At 66.2% G+C, this 17,898-nt stretch carries 17 protein-coding genes and 1 pseudogene; 14 read left to right on the top strand and 4 right to left on the bottom strand.

Annotated features, from left to right (window positions below):
• Positions 1 to 4 precede the first annotated feature (4 nt).
• Positions 5 to 1,081, top strand: a complete 1,077-nt coding sequence (locus ACTXPP_RS11165) for a tyrosine recombinase XerC (RefSeq protein WP_301520693.1) — start codon at positions 5 to 7, stop codon at positions 1,079 to 1,081.
• A gap of 121 nt (positions 1,082 to 1,202) precedes the next feature.
• Here ACTXPP_RS11165 and ACTXPP_RS11160 read toward each other — a convergent pair whose 3' ends face one another.
• Complete coding sequence (locus tag ACTXPP_RS11160; protein WP_443342153.1) at positions 1,203 to 1,829, bottom strand: murein hydrolase activator EnvC family protein; 627 nt, start codon at positions 1,827 to 1,829, stop codon at positions 1,203 to 1,205.
• 635 nt (positions 1,830 to 2,464) lie between these two features.
• Here ACTXPP_RS11160 and rpsB point away from each other — a divergent pair.
• The 5 genes from rpsB (at position 2,465) to ACTXPP_RS11135 (ending at position 6,859) form a co-directional block, all read left to right on the top strand.
• Positions 2,465 to 3,313, top strand: a complete 849-nt coding sequence (gene rpsB / locus ACTXPP_RS11155) for a 30S ribosomal protein S2 (RefSeq protein WP_301498770.1) — start codon at positions 2,465 to 2,467, stop codon at positions 3,311 to 3,313.
• A 120-nt stretch (positions 3,314 to 3,433) separates the two neighbouring features.
• Positions 3,434 to 4,252, top strand: coding sequence for a translation elongation factor Ts (gene tsf, locus ACTXPP_RS11150; RefSeq protein ID WP_301520695.1), 819 nt, complete (start codon positions 3,434 to 3,436; stop codon positions 4,250 to 4,252).
• A 201-nt stretch (positions 4,253 to 4,453) separates the two neighbouring features.
• Complete coding sequence (pyrH, locus tag ACTXPP_RS11145; protein ID WP_301498068.1) at positions 4,454 to 5,140, top strand: UMP kinase; 687 nt, start codon at positions 4,454 to 4,456, stop codon at positions 5,138 to 5,140.
• Between the two features lie 217 nt (positions 5,141 to 5,357).
• The gene (frr, locus tag ACTXPP_RS11140) at positions 5,358 to 5,915 is read left to right on the top strand and encodes a ribosome recycling factor (RefSeq protein ID WP_301498064.1); all 558 of its coding nucleotides are present in this window, start codon (positions 5,358 to 5,360) and stop codon (positions 5,913 to 5,915) included.
• Positions 5,916 to 5,953: 38 nt separating this feature from the next.
• A complete protein-coding gene (locus ACTXPP_RS11135; protein ID WP_443342152.1) occupies positions 5,954 to 6,859 on the top strand; it encodes a phosphatidate cytidylyltransferase in 906 nt (301 codons plus the stop codon).
• Positions 6,860 to 6,936: 77 nt separating this feature from the next.
• Here the strand turns inward: ACTXPP_RS11135 and ACTXPP_RS11130 are convergent.
• Positions 6,937 to 7,206 (bottom strand): annotated as a pseudogene (locus tag ACTXPP_RS11130) (lipopolysaccharide assembly protein LapA domain-containing protein); the annotation flags it as partial.
• Between the two features lie 465 nt (positions 7,207 to 7,671).
• On the opposite strand from ACTXPP_RS11130, the gene rlmN reads away from it, so the two are divergent.
• Positions 7,672 to 8,793 (top strand): dual-specificity RNA methyltransferase RlmN, encoded by a 1,122-nt coding sequence (gene rlmN / locus ACTXPP_RS11125; protein WP_443342150.1) that lies wholly within the window; start codon positions 7,672 to 7,674, stop codon positions 8,791 to 8,793.
• Here rlmN and ACTXPP_RS11120 read toward each other — a convergent pair.
• Together ACTXPP_RS11120 and ACTXPP_RS11115 are read right to left on the bottom strand one after the other, a co-directional pair.
• Positions 8,790 to 8,924, bottom strand: a complete 135-nt coding sequence (locus ACTXPP_RS11120; RefSeq protein WP_443342149.1) for a hypothetical protein — start codon at positions 8,922 to 8,924, stop codon at positions 8,790 to 8,792. The genes rlmN and ACTXPP_RS11120 overlap by 4 nt on opposite strands.
• 305 nt (positions 8,925 to 9,229) lie before the next feature.
• On the bottom strand, positions 9,230 to 9,664 hold the full coding sequence (locus ACTXPP_RS11115) for a DUF2631 domain-containing protein (protein ID WP_443342148.1): 435 nt from the start codon (positions 9,662 to 9,664) through the stop codon (positions 9,230 to 9,232).
• 224 nt (positions 9,665 to 9,888) lie between these two features.
• Here ACTXPP_RS11115 and dxr point away from each other — a divergent pair, with 224 nt between their 5' ends.
• From dxr to ACTXPP_RS11080, 7 genes are all read left to right on the top strand, one after another.
• Positions 9,889 to 11,073, top strand: a complete 1,185-nt coding sequence (gene dxr / locus ACTXPP_RS11110; protein WP_443342147.1) for a 1-deoxy-D-xylulose-5-phosphate reductoisomerase — start codon at positions 9,889 to 9,891, stop codon at positions 11,071 to 11,073.
• Entirely contained in the window at positions 11,058 to 12,302 is a 1,245-nt protein-coding gene (locus ACTXPP_RS11105; RefSeq protein WP_301497385.1) for a M50 family metallopeptidase, read from the top strand. The genes dxr and ACTXPP_RS11105 overlap by 16 nt, the downstream gene beginning before the upstream one ends.
• Before the next feature lie 87 nt (positions 12,303 to 12,389).
• Positions 12,390 to 14,249 (top strand): penicillin-binding transpeptidase domain-containing protein, encoded by a 1,860-nt coding sequence (locus ACTXPP_RS11100; RefSeq protein ID WP_301520923.1) that lies wholly within the window; start codon positions 12,390 to 12,392, stop codon positions 14,247 to 14,249.
• Positions 14,250 to 14,260: 11 nt separating this feature from the next.
• On the top strand, positions 14,261 to 15,154 hold the full coding sequence (map, locus tag ACTXPP_RS11095) for a type I methionyl aminopeptidase (RefSeq protein ID WP_443342145.1): 894 nt from the start codon (positions 14,261 to 14,263) through the stop codon (positions 15,152 to 15,154).
• A gap of 131 nt (positions 15,155 to 15,285) precedes the next feature.
• Positions 15,286 to 15,864 carry a carboxymuconolactone decarboxylase family protein gene (locus ACTXPP_RS11090; protein ID WP_301520924.1) on the top strand — a complete coding sequence of 193 codons (579 nt, stop codon included), beginning with the start codon at positions 15,286 to 15,288 and terminating at the stop codon, positions 15,862 to 15,864.
• A 4-nt stretch (positions 15,865 to 15,868) separates the two neighbouring features.
• The gene (locus ACTXPP_RS11085; protein ID WP_301525309.1) at positions 15,869 to 16,669 is read left to right on the top strand and encodes an alpha/beta fold hydrolase; all 801 of its coding nucleotides are present in this window, start codon (positions 15,869 to 15,871) and stop codon (positions 16,667 to 16,669) included.
• 232 nt (positions 16,670 to 16,901) lie between these two features.
• Positions 16,902 to 17,756, top strand: coding sequence for a hypothetical protein (locus ACTXPP_RS11080; RefSeq protein ID WP_443342143.1), 855 nt, complete (start codon positions 16,902 to 16,904; stop codon positions 17,754 to 17,756).
• Positions 17,757 to 17,898 lie beyond the last annotated feature (142 nt).

The raw sequence follows: 17,898 nt of genomic DNA, 5'->3' as shown, positions 1-17,898 counted from the left end.
GGCCATGGAACGTGATCCCGCACCGGGCGCCCCCACGCCGGACGCTGAGGCACACTCGGCGGTGGAGTCGGCGATCGACGGCTACCTGTCCTACCTGGAACTGGTGAAGGGCCGCTCGGCGAACACCGTGCGCGCCTACGGTCGTGACCTGCGTTCGGCGTGCGAGGGGTTGACGAAGGTCAACGAATTCACCCTGGAGCGGGGTCGTGACGTGCTGGACTGGGCGATCGAGTCCGGGGCGTCCCGGTCGTCGGTCGCCCGGCTGGTGTCGAGCATGCGGGGGTTCGGCGGGTGGCTGAGCCACACCGGCCAGGTGCCGGTGAACCCGGTGTCCGGGCTGCAGGCACCGAAAGCGTCGAAGAACCTGCCCCGGGTGCTGCACAGCGAACAGGCCGAGGCTGTGCTGGAGTTGGCCCGCCGTCGGGCCGCGGCCGCTGGTGGCCGGGATGGCACTGCTGATCGGGACGGCACGCAAACCGGCACGGACACCGACGCCGAGTCTGGAGCAGCCCCTGCGGCTGACCCTGCAACCGACCCGGCGGCTGACCCTGCGACCCATGCCCTGGCGGTCCGGGACTGGGCGATGCTCGAACTGCTCTACGCCACCGGGATCCGCGTCTCCGAGTTGTGCGGCGCTGACCTGCAGGACCTGGGTGACCGGGAACTCCGGGTGACCGGTAAGGGAGACAAGACCCGCGTCGTGCCCTTCGGGCCGACCGCCCAGCGCGCCCTCGACGCCTGGATCGACGTCCGGCACCTCCTCCGCGCCCCCGCGAACAGGTCCGACTCCGGACGCACCGCTCTCTTCGTGGGGCGCCGGGGAGGACGCATCGACCAACGACGGGTGCGTGAACTCGTCCACGCCGCCTCCCGGGACGCCGGCGTGCCCGGGATCTCCCCGCACGGCCTGCGTCACTCCGCGGCCACGGCGGTACTGGAAGGCGGGGCGGACCTGCGGGTGGTGCAGGAACTTCTGGGGCACTCGTCGATGCAGACCACGCAGATCTACACCCATGTCGGCGCCGAGCGTCTCCGGGCGGTCTACCGGATGGCCCACCCCAGGTCAGGCTCCCAGGAGTAGCGGAGAAGGTCCGGCGACCTGCGTCGAAGGTGTGGTCAACGACTGGCCGAAACGCCCAGCCTCCCAGGGAAGTGAAATTAGGGGCCGAGGCCATCGGGGAGCGGGGGAGCGTCGCGTCGGCTCAGTCCCACAACCGGACGCGCAGGCTACCGAGCAGCGTCATCGGGTCGATGTAGTTGTCGTCCAGCCGGGCACCCCAGGACAGTCCGGGTTCGCGCCGGGCGGTTTCCGGAAGCGTCGCGGCATCGGCGAGCCTGCCGAGCACCTGGCCGCGGGACACGCTGTCACCCTGGGACACCCCCGCCAGTACCGGCTCATAGGTGGTGATCAGAGCGTCACCGTGGTCGATCGAGACCACCGGGGTGCCGGCGACCACTCCGGCGAACCGGATCGTCCCGGCACCACTGGCCCGGACAGGTGAGCCGGGCCGGGCATCCAGGTCCACGCCGCGGTGACCGGGCAACCAGTTGTCCTCCGGGATGTCGGCGGCGCGCACCACGTCGCCGTCGACCGGGCGCAGATGGGTCCGGGGCACAGCCGTCGGGCTGGACGCTGTGGCGATGAGACCTGCATCAGCGGCGCGGGCGCCCGCGACGGTTCCCGGTGAGACTGTGCCCGGGTCGAGCAGCACCGCTGCCGTCATCGCCGCCGCCAGTGCTGCCCGTGCTGCCCGTGCTGCCCGTGCCGCCCGTGCCGCCCGCACCCCTCGCATTCCCGGCGTCCGTCCCCTCGAACTCTTCTGGTCCATGACCCTGATTTTCCGGCACTGACGGGCGACCTCACCAGGGGCTTCTCCAGAATGTGGATGACACGCCGAGGACGCCGTTCCGAGGCAGGGAAACCCGTGCCGAAGTTGTCCACACTCCAGGGGTGCTCCAGTTGTGCATCTTCGCTGCGCACGGTAGGGTTCCGTACTGCAGTATGTCTGCCCGTCAGGTGCCGACACTCAGGTCGGGGTCACCGTCACCGAAGCCAGTTCTCCGGAGACTGCCCCGCCACGCCGATGAAAGCGCAGGTACACGCCTCGTGCGTCGCCGTCGGTGAGGAGTCGTCGATCACACGTGCCGGGTGGTCAGCACTGACATCGCGTAGGTAAAGCGTGATCCGAACATGTGGCCCGTCCGTCAACGGTCCCCGAACTCGACGAGAGATACGGGGTTACTGGGCGGGGACAACCCAGGATGCCTGCCAGGACGACCGATCAATCGAGGACATCTCGGCAAGTCGGCCGTAAGAAGAACCGTCAACCTGAACTTTTGAAAGCGAGGAAGGGGAGAGGCGCACCAGATTCCGCAGATCGGAATCGACTCGAGACCGACCAGGTACCGACCGGTACCGCCCCGGTGTCGAGAAGGTGAATCCCGCGAACTCCCCTGAAATATCATGGCTGTTGTCACCATGCGCGAACTGCTGGACGCCGGCGTCCACTTCGGTCACCAGACCCGTCGTTGGAACCCGAAGATGAAGCGTTTCATCTTCACCGACCGTAACGGCATCTACATCATCGACCTGCAGCAGACTCTGACCTTCATCGACGAGGCCTACGAGTTCGTCAAGGAGACCGTCGCCCACGGCGGAAACGTCCTGTACGTCGGCACCAAGAAGCAGGCCCAGGAGGCCATCGCCACCGAGGCCGAGCGCGTCGGTATGCCCTACGTCAACCACCGTTGGCTCGGCGGCATGCTCACCAACTTCCAGACCGTTGCGAAGCGTCTGCGCCGTCTCAAGGAGCTCCAGGCAATGGAGGCTGCCGAGGACGGCTACGCCGGTCGCACCAAGAAGGAAACCCTGATGCTGACCCGCGAGCGCAACAAGCTCGAGCGCGTCCTGGGCGGCATCGCGGACATGAACAAGGTTCCGTCCGCACTGTGGATCGTCGACACCAACAAGGAGCACATCGCGGTCTCCGAGGCCAAGAAGCTCAACATCCCGGTCGTCGCCATCCTGGACACCAACTGCGACCCGGACGACGTCAACTTCCCGATCCCGGGTAACGACGACGCCATCCGCGCCACCACCGTCCTGACCTCCGTCATCTCCTCCGCCGTCGAGGCTGGCCGTGCCGCTCGCGCTGAGCGCCAGGCTGCCGCCGCCGCCGAGACCGCCGGAGACGCCGAGGTCGCTGCTGTTGTCGAGAAGGCCGAAGAGGCCCAGGGCGACAACGCCGCCGAGATCGCCACCAGCGAGGTCGCCGCCGAGGAGACCGCCGCCAAGGAGACCTCCGCCGAGTAGTACCTGCCGGGTAGGCCAGGCACGACACTGGCTGATCCCACAGGCTGTACTTCCCGGTGCCGGGCCCTCCCAACAGGTCCCGGCACCTCACTTCCACCAAAAGAAGGAGGATCGCCTCACATGGCGAACTACACCGCCGCTGAAGTCAAGAAGCTGCGCGAGCTCACCGGCTCCGGCATGCTCGACTGCAAGAAGGCTCTCGAGGAAGCTGCCGGCGACTTCGACAAGGCTGTCGAGATCCTGCGCATCAAGGGTGCCAAGGACGTGGGCAAGCGCGCCGAGCGCACCGCTGCCGAGGGCCTGATCGCTGTCTCCGGCCACACCATGATCGAGATCAACTCCGAGACCGACTTCGTGGCCAAGAACTCCGATTTCATCGAGTTCGCCAACCGCGTCGCCGCCGCTGCTGCCGCCGCCAAGGCCAACAGCCAGGAGGAGCTCGCCAACGCCGACCTCGACGGCCAGACCGCCGACGCCGCCCTGCAGGAGCTCTCCGCCAAGATCGGTGAGAAGCTGCAGCTGCGCCGCGCGATCACCGTCGACGGCGACAAGGTTGCCGTCTACCTGCACCACCGTTCCGCCGACCTGCCCCCGTCGGTGGGTGTGCTGGTGTCCTACACCGGTGAGGACGAGGGCGCAGCCAAGGCCGCAGCCATGCAGGTTGCCGCGCTGAAGGCCACCTACCTCTCCTCCGAGGACGTCCCCGCCGAGATCGTCGCCAAGGAGCGCGAGATCGCCGAGGCCACCGCTCGTGAGGAAGGCAAGCCGGAGAAGGCTCTGCCGAACATCATCGAGGGTCGCCTCAAGGGCTACTTCAAGGACGCCTGCCTCCTGGAGCAGCCGTCCGTCACCGAGTCCAAGAAGACCGTCAAGGCCGTCATGGACGAGGCCGGAGTCACCCTGACCGGGTTCGCCCGCTTCGAGGTTGGACAGGGCTAACTGTCCCAGCTAACCCGTCGGCGGCATGCAGCAGCGTGCCGACGGCGGGTTCACTGCTGTCTGCCCCGTTCTTCTGGCAGGATGGAACGGGTCAGAGTAGCCCACCCCCTGCCCCTCACTTCCAAAAATCTCTATCCTTTATCGATCCCACAAGGAGAAACAACGGTGACTGCCAGCGAGACGACCGGTTACAAGCGCGTGATGCTGAAGCTGGGTGGTGAGATGTTCGGTGGCGGCAAGGTCGGTATCGACCCTGACGTGGTCGAGAACGTCGCCCGCCAGATCGCCGAGGTCGCCAGCGGGGGTGCGGAGATCGCCGTGGTCATCGGCGGCGGCAACTTCTTCCGCGGCGCCGAACTGCAGCAGCGTGGCCTGGACCGTGCCCGCTCGGACTACATGGGCATGCTCGGCACGGTGATGAACTGCCTGGCACTGCAGGACTTCCTGGAGAAGCACGGCATCGACACCCGCGTGCAGACCTCGATCAACATGGCGCAGGTCGCCGAGCCCTACCTGCCGCTGCGCGCCGACCGTCACCTGGAGAAGGGCCGCGTGGTCATCTTCGGTGCCGGCATGGGCATGCCGTACTTCTCCACCGACACCACCGCCGCCCAGCGTGCGCTGGAGATCGGGTGCGAGGTGCTGCTGATGGCCAAGGGCGTCGACGGTGTCTACAGTGACGACCCGCGCACCAACCCGGATGCGGAGCTGTTCACCGAGATCACCCACCGGGAGGTCATCGAGCGTGGCCTGAAGGTCGCCGACGCCACCGCCTTCAGCCTGTGCATGGACAACAACATGCCCATGCTGGTCTTCAACCTGCTGACCGAGGGCAACATCGCCCGCGCGGTGGGCGGCGAGAAGATCGGGACGCTCGTCGCGTCCTGACCGGTTCGTCCGGACCGACGCGTCCTGACCCCGCCCCGGTTGCTGCCGGGGCGCGCCCGTGTGCGCCGTGGTGGGGAGGTGGGACGCCACGGCTGGTAGATTTGTCTCTGGATACAGACGTGCCGGGCAGAGACCCCTTGAGTCTGCGAGGAATGCTCGACAACACCGTTTCCGCGGCGAACCACGCCGACGGACCACACCAAAGGACTGCGCTGAGATGATTGACGACACCCTGCTCGATGCCGAGGAGCACATGACCCGGTCCGTGGACCATGTCCGCGACGACCTGACCACCATCCGCACCGGCCGCGCAAACCCCGCCATGTTCAACGGGGTCTTCGGCGAGTACTACGGGGTCCGTACACCGATCACCCAGATGGCCACCATCAGCGTGCCGGAGCCGCGCATGTTGATCATCAAGCCCTACGAGATGTCGGTGATGAACGAGATCGAGAACGCGATCCGCAACTCCGACCTCGGCGTGAACCCGACCAACGACGGTCAGGTGCTGCGCGTCACCGTCCCGCAGCTCACCGAGGAGCGTCGTAAGGAGCTGGTGAAGGTCGCCAAGTCCAAGGGCGAGGACGCCAAGATCGCCATCCGCAACATCCGCCGCAAGGGCATGGACGCCCTGTCGAAGATCCAGAAGGACGGCGACGCCGGCGAAGACGAGGTCAAGGCCGCGGAGAAGGAGCTCGACAAGGTCACCTCCGAGTATGTCGGCCAGGTCGATGCCGTCGTCGACGCCAAGGAAAAGGAACTGATGGAGGTCTAGTGGACCTCCCTCGACAGGACAGTAGAAGAACAGGCGACGTGAACGCAGAGAAAAGGTCGAGCGACCACGGTGAGCATCTCCGGCTCCCGCAGCCCAAGAACTCCGCGGGACGCAACCTCCCCGTCGCCATCGCCTCCGGCGTCGGCCTCGGTGCGATCGTCGTCGTCGCGCTGATCCTCCCGTTCTACGTCTGGTACGCCGTCATCGCCGTGGCGATGGCACTGGCCACCGGTGAGGTCTGGAAGCGACTGCAGGAGAAGGGCTACGAGCTCAACCTGCCGCTCCTGCTGGTCGGTGGCCAGGCGATGATTTGGCTGGGTTGGCCATTCGGGGCGGTGGGCATCCTCTCCGCCTTCGCGCTGTCCGCCGTGGTCTCGGTGGTTGTCCGGCTGTTCCACAACGGGCGGGAGAAAGCCCCGGAGTACTGGTTGCGTGACGCCGGGATCTCCGTGTTCATCCTGGTGTGGATCCCGCTGTGCGGTGCCTTCGGTGCCAATCTGGCGATGCTGAGCCTGGATGATGTCAACGGTTGGGCGTTCATCATCACCTTCATGCTGTGCGTGGTGGCTTCGGACGTCGGCGGTTTCGCCGCCGGGGTGTTCTTCGGCAGCCACCCGATGGTCCCGGCGATCAGCCCGAAGAAGTCCTGGGAGGGTTTCGTCGGTTCGGTCACCGGCGCGGCGATCGTCGGCGTGCTCTGCGTGCTTTTCCTGCTCAAGCTCACCGACCCGGTGCACTACCTGCTGGGTATCGGCCTGGGTATCGGGCTCGCACTGTGCGCGACCCTGGGGGACCTGGTCGAGTCGCAGTTCAAGCGTGACCTGGGCATCAAGGACATGTCCCAGATGATCCCGGCCCACGGTGGGCTGATGGACCGGCTGGACGGCATGCTGCCCGCGGCGATGCTCACCTGGATCGTGCTGACCGCCGTCGGGGCGTCCTGACCGGTCCCGCTCGGTCCTGGAGCCCGGAGCGTCCTGAACCCCAGTACGTCCATACCGGTCCCGGCCCGGCGGTGTGTCTACCGCTTGCGCCGGGACTTCTTCTTTGACTTCTTCTTGCGGTCGGGGTGGCTGATCTGGTGGCGCAGCTGGATCATGCGCACCCCGCCGACGCAGGCCATCACCAGGGCACCACCGATGGCGGCGATGAGCATGCCGACACCGATGGGGAAGTTCCACTCCCAGACGAACATCTGGAGCCGCACGGAGTCCAGGTTCTGCAGGATGAACAGCAGCAGCAGCACCAGAACCATCGCGCCGATAATGAGGGCCACCCAGGTGGTGCCTGCCCTGGAGCCGTTCACCGAGTGGTTCTGGGACGAGGTCGACTGAGCCGACGCATCCTCAGCAGCGGGTATCTCCACCGACTCGGGGAGGGTCTCGAGCTCCGTGCTGCCTGCGGCATCACCGGTGGCGGCAGCGTCGGCGATGTCGGTGGCGTCGGCATTCGACGTGCTGACCGGTGGGAACTGGCTGGTCTCGGCGACCCAGTCGGTGTCATCGGCGGAGCTGGTGGACATGCTGTTCTCGGCGCCACGTGCGCCGCTGCCCGCTGCGCCTGCCTCGGTGCCAGTCTCGGTGCCAGCCTCGGCAGCGGTCTCATCGCCAGCCTGCCTGGCACCCTCGGGTCGGGTGCCATCCTGTGAGTTTCTCGTCATGCCTCCCAAGTTTAGGCGTAACCTTCGTCTCATGTGGCACCTGACCAGCGTCACGATGTGCCAGAACCAGCCCCGACGTGCCATAATGGCGGTCTTATGACTAGTACGTCCCAGCCGGTCCAACTGCAGTTCAAGGCCCCCACCCGTGGCATGCCGCCGACCCACCTCGCCGACCTCACCGACGAGGCGGTCACCGATGCCGTCAAGGAGGCCGGGCTGCCGGCCTTCCGTGCCAAGCAGATCAACAACCAGTACTACGGCCGTCTCGAGGGTGATCCCTCGGCGATGACCGACCTGCCGGAAGCATTGCGTCCCACCGTGAAGGACGCCCTGTTCCCCACGTTGATGGACCCGATCCGCCACGTCTCCTGTGACGAGGGGCAGACCCGCAAGACCCTCTGGAAGCTGCACGACGGCACCCTGCTGGAGTCGGTGCTGATGCGCTACCCGGACCGGTCGACGCTCTGCATCTCCTCCCAGGCCGGCTGCGGCATGGCCTGCCCGTTCTGCGCCACCGGCCAGGGCGGACTGGACCGCAACCTGTCCACCGGCGAGATCGTCGAGCAGGTCCGCGCCGCGGCGAAGGCCATGCGCGACGGCGAGGTCGAGGGTGGCGAAGGACGCCTGTCCAATATCGTCTTCATGGGCATGGGTGAGCCGCTGGCGAACTACAAGCGCGTGGTGTCCGCCATCAAGCGGATCACCTCCCCGGCCCCGGGTGGCTTCGGCATCTCGGCGCGCAACATCACCGTCTCGACCGTGGGCCTGGCCCCGGCGATCCGCCGGCTCGCCGACGAAGGCATGCACATGCGCCTGGCCGTCAGCCTGCACTGCCCGGACGATGAGCTCCGCGACACCCTGGTCCCGGTGAACAACCGCTGGTCGATCGACGAGGTCCTCGACGCCGCCCGGTACTACGCCGATGCGTCCGGACGCCGCGTCTCCATCGAGTACGCCCTGATCCGCGATATCAACGATCACCCGTGGCGCGCCGACCTGCTCGGTAAGAAGTTGCGCGGGGCCCTGGGCAACCAGGTGCACGTGAACCTCATCCCGCTGAACCCCACGCCGGGTTCGAAGTGGGACGCCTCGCCGAAGCCGGTACAGGACGAGTTCGTCCGCCGGGTCATCGCCCAGGGCGTGGCGTGCACGGTGCGTGACACCCGCGGCGAGGAGATCGCCGCGGCCTGTGGCCAGCTCGCCGCCGAGGAGAACTAGGCTCCTCCGGTCGTCCGGCTGGCATTCCGCCCGGCCGTGCCACCGACCTGTCCGGCTGTGCCACCGGCCTGCTCGGCGGTGCCACCGGCCTGCTCGGCGGTGCCACCGGCCCGCTCGGCTGTGTGCGTCACTTTTAGTACCTCGCGCGATTTCCACATAATGAGACCTGCAGGTCAGCGACGTGCAGATGCTCTGCGGAAAACGGGGGAGGTGTGATCGATTTTCTCGTGGGGGATCAGGCCGTGGTTCGTGGGGGACCAGGCCGCGGCAGCGGCAGGTGAATCCTGGCCGTCACCACAGACAGGACAGTCACCACCGCCAGGACAGTCCGGGCGAGAAAAGAAAACGACCCCGCCTCCCGGAAAGGGGAGTCGGGGTCGAGACCGAGTAGTACGGGGCGGGGCAGCGGGAACCGCGGCCGACGCGCGCTGTCCGACTAGTGGGCCAGACCGTGCTTCGGGGTGGCGATCTCCTTCGGGCCGTCGACACCCTCGCCCGGCAGGTTCCAGGCGCGCAGGTCCTCGGTGGTCAGCTCGGCGTAGACGCCGGTGAGGTTGTTCTGGTCGTCGACCCAGTTCGGCTCCTGGTGACCCAGCGGCTTGTTGTGCGCGGTGACGGTCTTGCGCGGCTCCGGCAGCACGCGGCCCGGGCGGGAGATCCGGGCGTAGAAGAAGACGCCGATCAGGGTCAGTGCACCGAGGACACCCAGCCAGATGTCCTCGACACGGCCGTGGTGGTTACCGAAGAACATGCCGAAGAGGGACAGGCCGCCCAGCACACCGATGACGATGGTGGTCTTCCGCGGGAACTGGTGCCAGCCCCATGCGGCGGACGGCTCGTCCTCGGTGGAGACGCCGTTGTGAACTTCCACCTTCGTACCGTGGTTACCATGTCCGGACACTTCGTGATCCTCCTGCTCTCGGTCGGCAGTGGTCATCTGCCGGTTGCTGGCATCTATTCTTGCATATCCGTCCCCGCGGGTGAACTTCGGCACACTCTACGGTTCCCCCGGATGTGCACCCCTGGATCAAGGGAGGGCTCACAGGGCAGATCACCGGGCGGACCGACGAGGGGTCACCGACCCGTTGTGGAACAATGGGTGGGGTGAAGAAACGCGTAGTAGTTCTTGGGAGTACGGGGTCGATCGGGGCCCAGGCCCTGGAGATCATCGAGGACAATCCGGACATCTTCGAGCTGGTCGGCGTCTCGGCCCACGGGTCGAAGCCGGATGTGCTGCTGGAGCAGATTCGCCGGTTCGGCCTGTCCGGCGACCAGGTCGCCGTCTCCAGCCCGCGCACCGCGGACATCGTCGACGCCGAGGTGGACGGCCATGTCATCCGCGGCACCGACTCGGCTCGCCGTCTGGTGGAGCGGACGGAGTTGGGCACGCACGACGTCGTCCTCAACGCCCTGGTGGGTTCGTTGGGGTTGGACGCCACGCTGGCGACCCTGCAGGGTCCGGCGCGGTTGGCTCTGGCGAACAAGGAGTCGCTGGTCGCCGGCGGCCAGCTGGTGCTGGACACCGCGGATCCGGGCCAGCTGGTGCCGGTGGATTCGGAGCATTCGGCGATGGCGCAGTGTCTGCGGTCCGGCACCCACGAGGAGGTCGCGGAGCTGGTGCTCACGGCGTCCGGCGGCCCGTTCCGCGGTTATACGCGTGACCAGCTCGCCGAGGTCACCCCGCTGGCGGCGGCGAACCACCCGACGTGGTCGATGGGGCAGATGAAGGCACTGAACAACTCGTCGATGGTGAACAAGGGGCTGGAGCTCATCGAGGCGTCATTGTTGTTCGACGTCCCGGCCGAGCGGATCACGGTGACCGTGCACCCGCAGCTGGTGGTGCATTCGATGGTGACCTTCACCGACGGGTCGACGATCGCCCAGGCGTCCCCGCCATCGTGGAAGCTGCCGATCAGTCATGCGTTGGGCTGGCCGCGGCGGGTCGCCGGTGTGCATCACCCGGTGGATTTCGGACAGTCCCACACCTGGGACTTCGAGCCCCTGGACGAGGAGGTGTTCCCGGCGGTGCGTCTGGCCCGTCAGGCCGTCACCGCTGGTGGCTGCATGCCCGCGGTCTACAATGCGGCGAATGAGGAGGCCGCCGTGGAGTTCCTCAACGGCACCCTGAGCTTCCCCCGGATCGTCGACACCATTGACGCTGTGCTGCAGGACTGCGCCCAGTTCACCGCGGCACCGGATTCCATCGAGGACGTTCTTGCCGCCGAGCGTGCAGCCCGGACCGCGGCGCATGAGAGGATGTCCGGGTGGATTTCTGGATAGGCGTACTTCTCTTCGCCCTCGGCATCGGCGTGACCATCGCCCTGCACGAGGCTGGTCACATGATGGCGGCGCGTGCCTGCGGCATGCGGGTGCGCCGTTACTTCATCGGCTTCGGGCCCACGGTATGGTCCACCACCCGTGGTCACACCGAATACGGGTTGAAGGCCATCCCGCTCGGCGGCTTCTGCGACATCGCGGGTATGACGGTCAACGACCCGTGGACGGAGGAGGAAGAGCCGTACCTGATGATCGACCGCCCGGCGTGGCAGCGGTTGTTCGTCATGTTCGCCGGCATCCTGGTCAACCTGATCCTGGGTGTGCTGATCATCTTCTCCGTCGCGATCAGCTTCGGGCTGCCGTCGACCGCCGAGCAGAAGCTCGAGCCGGTCGCCGCGGAGCTGGTGTGTTCCCCGGTGAGCCTGGAGGACGCCGAGAACGCGACCGAGGAGAACCCGAACTGCTCCGGTGAGGGCGCCGCCGCGGCGTCCGGCGTGCAGGTCGGTGACCGTTTCACCATGGTGGACGGCCAGGACATCGTGGAGTTCCCCGATGTCATCGCCGCGGTGCAGTCCGCCGGTGCGGACGCCGCGGACGCCGGCACCGAGGTCGGCGGCACCACCACCGTCCCGGCGACGGTGGAGCGCGACGGACGCAGCGTCGACCTGGACCTGCAGGTCGCCGTGGTGGAGCGGGAGGACGGCCCCACCGGTGCGATCGGTGTGAGTGTCCGGGTCCCGGAGCAGGAGATGGTGGACTACAACCCGGTCACCGCCATCGGCGGCACGGCCGACTTCACCTGGTTCATCGGCAAGGAGACCGTCAACGCGCTGCTGGATCTGCCGGAGCGCTACTGGCCGGTGGTGCAGTCCATCTTCGGTGGTGAGCGGCAGATGGACAGCCCGGTGAGTGTCGTCGGAGCGTCCCACGCCGGTGGTCAGCTGGTGGAGCAGGAGCAGTGGATGAGCTTCCTGCTGCTGCTGGCGAACCTGAACTTCTTCCTGGCGGTGTTCAACATGGTGCCGCTGCCGCCGCTGGACGGTGGCCACGCCATCGTCGTGGTGTGGGAGAAGATCCGCGACTGGATCCGCCGCAAGCGTGGCCTGGAGCCCGGCGGCCCGGTGGACTACGTCAAGCTCATGCCATTGACCTACGTGGCGACCGCGATCCTTCTGGTCTTCGGTGTCACGGTGATCGTCGCCGACGTGGTGAATCCACTGAGACTGTTCTGACCGGTCTGACTCAGCACCTGTTCTGAGCAGGGGACTGGGGCCGTGTCTGTTCCGGATCCATGCTGCTGACGCTGCTACCGTCAGTCCATGGCCCAGACATTCCCCCTGCGCAACCCCGTGCGCACCATCGTCGCGACCGTCATGAGTTTCGCGACGGTCCTCGCGGTGGCCTGCACGCCGCGTCCGGACACCGCCGACGATGTCGTCGGCGATTTCCTGTCCGCCCTGGCAGAGGGAAGTTTCGACAGCGCGGCGTCCTACACCGACGACGCCGGCACCGCCGAGAGCGCGATCCAGGAGTCCTGGGACGGCCTGCAGGCCGAGGGGCTGGACGCCGAGGTCACCGGCGTGCGCACCGACGACAACGTCGCCACCGCCGACTACGACATGACCTGGACGCTCCCCGGCGAGCGGGAGATGAACTACTCCTCCAGCCTGACGGCGACGAAGACGGGCGGGGAGTGGACGGTGCGGTGGCGTCCGGCCGTCCTGCACCCTGACCTGGGAAGCGACCAGCACCTGGAGCTGCGCCGGATCGAACCGCAGATCGCCGACATCGTCGGTTCCGACGGTGCGGTGCTGGCCACACCCGGCACCACCTGGCGGGTGCTGATGGACACCGAGGCCGTGCGTGCCGAGGGTGGGGTGCAGGGGGCGTTGGGACGCATCGGCCGGATCCTCGACAGCGCCCACCAGGCGGAGAAGGCGATGCCCACCATCGACGTGAACGACAAGGCCACCGAGGCCAAGGACATCGACGGGGATTTCTCGGTGACCATGATCCCCGGACAGCTCGGCGAGCGTGTGAAGGACCAGCTGGAAGCGATCGAGGGCGTGCGGCTCAACGAGGAGCCCACGCTGGTGCGTCCGGACCCCGGCTTCGCCCCCGACATCATGTCGCGGGTCACCGGGCTGGTCGGCCCGGAGCTGGAGGGCGAGCCTGGCTGGGAGGTCTCCGCGGTGAACCCGAATGGCGGTGTGGTCTCCACCCTGGACCGTACTGACCCGGATCCGGCGGCAGCGGTGCAGGTCAGCCTGTCGCGTCGGGTGCAGGAGGCCGCCCAGAAGGCGGTGGATACCCGCAGTGAGCAGGAGACCATGATGGTGGTCATGCGCCCGTCCACCGGGGAGATCCTGGGGGTCGCGCAGACCCCCGAGGCGGACAAGCAGGGCGATGTAGCCTTGACCGGCCAGTACCCGCCCGGCTCGACATTCAAGGTGATCACCGCGGCCGCCGGGATCGACAACGAGGACCTCACCGCCGATTCGATCGTCGGTTGCCCGGCGACCCAGGACATCGGCGGACGCATCGTGACCAACTACAACACCTTCTCGCTGGGCGACACGTCCATGCGTGAGGCGTTCGCGAGGTCCTGCAACACGACCTTCGCCAGGATCTCGACCGACCTGGAGCCCGGGCAGCTGCAGGACGAGGCCAAGCAGTTCGGACTGGGCCGGGACTACGACATCCCAGGGCTGACCACCATCACCGGCCAGGTGCCGGAGGGCGAGATCATGCTGGACCGCACCGAGGCCGGCTACGGCCAGGGCCTCGACCTGGCCAGCCCTTTCGGCATGGCCCTGGTCGCCGCGTCCGTGGCCAACGGGCGCACCCCGGTGCCGTCGTTGATCGACACCGACGACGTCCACACCCTCGACTCCGACGGCAACCGTGCCGAGGCCGGTGAGGAGCTGGACCCGACGATGCTGCGCAACCTGCGCGACATGATGCGCGCGGTGGTCGCCAACGGGTCCGGTTCCGCGATCGCCGGACGCGGCGAGGTCTACGGCAAGACCGGTGAGGCCGAGATCAACGACGGTTCGCACTCCTGGTTCATGGGCTACCGGGACGATCTGGCGTTCGCGACGATGATCGTGCGCGGCGGTGGATCGGAGCATGCGGTGGCGGTGACGGACCGGTTCTTCGCCAACATCGACGGGGAGTAGGCTGGGTCCTCATGAGCACCACGAGCAGAGCACTGTTGACCCCCGGCAAGCCGACCCCCGTCCGTACCGTCCCGAAGCAGATCGAGCGTCCGGAGTACGTGTGGAAGGACTCCGTCCAGGAGAACGTCGGTGAGCCGTGGGTGCAGACCCCGGAGGTCGTCGAGGCGATGCGTGAGGCCTCGGCCATCGCCGCCGGTGCGCTGTCGGCTGCCGGTGCCGCGGTGGCACCCGGTGTGACCACCGATGAGCTGGACCGGATCGCGCACGAGTACATGTGCGACCAAGGGGCGTACCCGTCCTGCCTGGGCTACCGGCACTTCCCGAAGGCGTCGTGCATCAGCCTCAACGAGATCGTATGCCACGGCATCCCGGACACCACGGTGGTGCAGGACGGTGACATCGTGAACATCGACGTCACCGCCTACAAGAACGGCGTGCACGGCGACACCAACGCCACCTGGTTGGCCGGCAACGTCGCCGAGGAGCACAAGCTGCTGGTGGAGCGGACGTACGCCGCGATGTGGCGGGGAATCAAGGCGGTGAAGCCGGGCCGTGAGATCAACGTGATCGGCCGGGTCATCGAGAGCTACGCCAAGCGTTTCGGCTACAACGTGGTGCGTGACTTCACCGGCCACGGGGTGGGGCCGACGTTCCACAACGGGATGATCATCGTGCACCACGATGAGCCGTCCTACAACACGGTGATGGAGCCGGGCCTGACCCTGACCATCGAGCCGATGCTGAACCTGGGTGAGCTGGCCTACGATATCTGGGACGACGACTGGACCGTGCAGAACCGTGACGGCAAGTGGTCCGCCCAGTTCGAGCACACCATGGTCGTCACCGAGGACGGTGTCGAGGTGCTGACCCTGCGTGAGGACGAGGTCGACCAGACCAAGAAGTAGGGGTAGGTAGGGGGCTGGACCTGGAAGTGGGGGCCAGGTCGCTGGGCGGGCGCCACGGAAGCAGGACGCCGCGACTTCCACGGTGTGCGGTTTCGCACGTGTCCGTCGCGGGCTTTATGTAGTGTTCGGGTATGAATACATCTCGCTCGCAGTCCAGTGACGGTCCGACGACCCGGGTGCAGCGCCCCGGGCAGAAACGCCCCGGTATCCGCGAGCTGGGGGTGATCAACAATCTGATCGTCAAGGTGGGGGCGAAGGTGCAGGGGACGCACACGCTGGGGGTGTTCGCCACCATCGGTCGGGCGAAACGCCTGTTCAAGGCGTGGCTGGTCTACTCGGCGACGATGATGCCCTTCGGTTACCTGTCACGTCAGGAGACCGAGCTGGTGATCCTGCGGGTGGCTTTCCGTAAGGAGTCGGCGTACGAGGAGGCGCACCACCGGGCGATCGGGGCGTCGGAGGGGTTGTCTGCCGAGCAGATCGACGCCATGTTTGAGGAGGACCACGGTCAGCTGGGACGCCGCGGGGCGATGCTGGACGTCGCCGACCAGATCGTGTTGACCGGAGCGGTGGACGACGAGACCTGGGCAAAGCTGTCGGGGCTGCTGTCCGACAAGGAGTGTGTGGCTCTGGTGATGTTGGTGACCAACTACTCCGGCCTGGCGACGGCGCTGTCGGTGTTGGGCACTCCGGTGGACGAGCGGCGGTGAGGTCATGTCCGGCACCGCGGTGTCCCGGGACGGCACGCAGATAGCCTGGTCGGCAGCCGGGGATGGGCCCTGTCTGGTGGTCATCGACCCGGTCATGGTGGACCGCACGCTCAGCCCGAACAGTTCTCTGGCCGAGGAGCTGGCGTCGAGCTTCACGGTGATCCGTTACGACCGTCGGGGGAAGGGGGATTCCGGGGGCGATCTCGGGCGTGAACTGAGGGGTGGTCTGGGGAGTGAGGCCATGATCGACCCGCAGACTGAGGTGGAGGATCTCGCCGCGGTCATTGATGCAGCCTCACCTGGGGTTGCACCGGTGGTGTTCGGGTTGTCCTCCGGCGGTTCGATTGGTGTGCTGGCTGCCAGTGAGGGTGTGTCGATGAGCGCTCTGGAGGTGATGGAGCCACCGTCGAACCTCGACGATGTCGGTGAGTTCATCGCACGGTGCAATTCCCTGGTCGTGGAGGGGAGGGATAGCGAGGCTGTCCGCTCGTTCCTGGCGTTCCAGGGGATGCCGGAGGAGGTTGTGGGCGAGATGGCGGACTTTGTCGATGCCTGTGCGCCGTACGCGTGGACGATTCCTGTCGACCTGCGGGTGACCGAGTTGCTGACCCCGGATGCGCTGCTGCGGGTGGACGTCCCTGTACTGGCGGTGGGGAGTGCGGCCAGCCCGCCCCAGCTCCAGGAGTTCGCGGAGTTCATAGGACGCCACGTCCCACGCAGCGAGGTCCGGTTGCTGGACGGAGACTGGCACGGCATTCCGGACGATGTTTTTGCGGACGCTATCGCTGAGTTTGGCATGTGTTAAGCCGGGAGTGTCGACGCTGGCGAGAGGGCAGTGGACGCCGGGGGTTCGGGTGTCTGGATTCGGGAAAGTCGTGGACAAGGGAGCTGAAGGTGGGTTACTCTTTTGTGACCTGAACCATATCGGGGTCGGGGGCGGGGTCGTGGGGACGCGGTCTCGTGGTCGGGACGAGGTCGCCTGGTGGTGACGTGATCATGCTGCCCCCTGGGTGGGACGGCGATGAAGGGTGGGGCCTGTGGGGCTACCGAGAGATGAATTGTCGAGGCGTGGGGACGACGGCTCGCTGCGACTGTTGGCGGTGCCGGCGGTGCTGGTCGTTGTCGTTCTGTTCTTTCTGGTGACGGCATGTTCCGGTGCCGGTGGGGAGGAATCCGGGGTATCGGGGGATGGAAGCGGTGAATCTACCGCCGTCGCTTCCGATGACACCGGCGGAGTTGACGACGATGAAGGCGGCGTCGGCGATGGGGATGGGGATGGTGATGCGCGGCCGGTCCTCCCGGCAGAGATCACAGACGATGGCAGGATGATCCAACCTGAGGGACACAAGGGGATCTGGTTTGAGACCGCTCCTGGTGATCCTCTGGGAAAACTGGTCTATGAATCGCAGCGCTTCGTCGGTGACCCGGTGGAGCTGGAGCCCCTCGGGGACCGAGCGCTGATGCCGGAATGGGCGGAGATGCCGGACCTGTGCACGGGGGAGGTGCTGGTGAGAATGAATGAACTTGAGCTGAGGAACGTTGATCACGATGCAACTCCAGTTGATTTGGGTGTCGTTTCTTGCGGGGTGGTTGGCGAGGGAAGGTCTGGAGGGGGAGGTATTCTAGATGAGTCATTTATTTGGACAATTTATGATGGAAAGTATCGAGAGAAGACTGATATTTTCGGCGCGAGCGAAAAGGGAACATTTTACGAAATTCTAGTCGGGGGGAATCTTGCGGAAAATATGGGTTGCGTATCCATTAATCGGGGTTTACCTGGTGGGTATGAATTAAGCGCTTCTCATCTGGCGATTGATGTGGGAGATAATTGCCGGGGGTCCGAGTATTCGTTGCAGGTAGTTATGAATGTAGTGGGGTTGGATTATGTTTAAGTTCGATGTGGAGCACTTGCGTTCAGTTGAAGGTGAACTTGTGTCTGTTGTTGGTTTGCTTAAATCTGGTCTTAATATCGGGACCCTTGTTGAGGGTTTTACTACGTCTCCCTCATTAGGTCAGGTGGCTGCGCAGTACACT

The organism is Candidatus Corynebacterium faecigallinarum (assembly GCF_052264515.1).
Classification (GTDB): Bacteria; Actinomycetota; Actinomycetes; order Mycobacteriales; family Mycobacteriaceae; genus Corynebacterium; species Corynebacterium faecigallinarum.
Note: the sequence above shows the minus strand (reverse complement) of the source record. Positions and strands in the feature narration are given on the sequence as shown.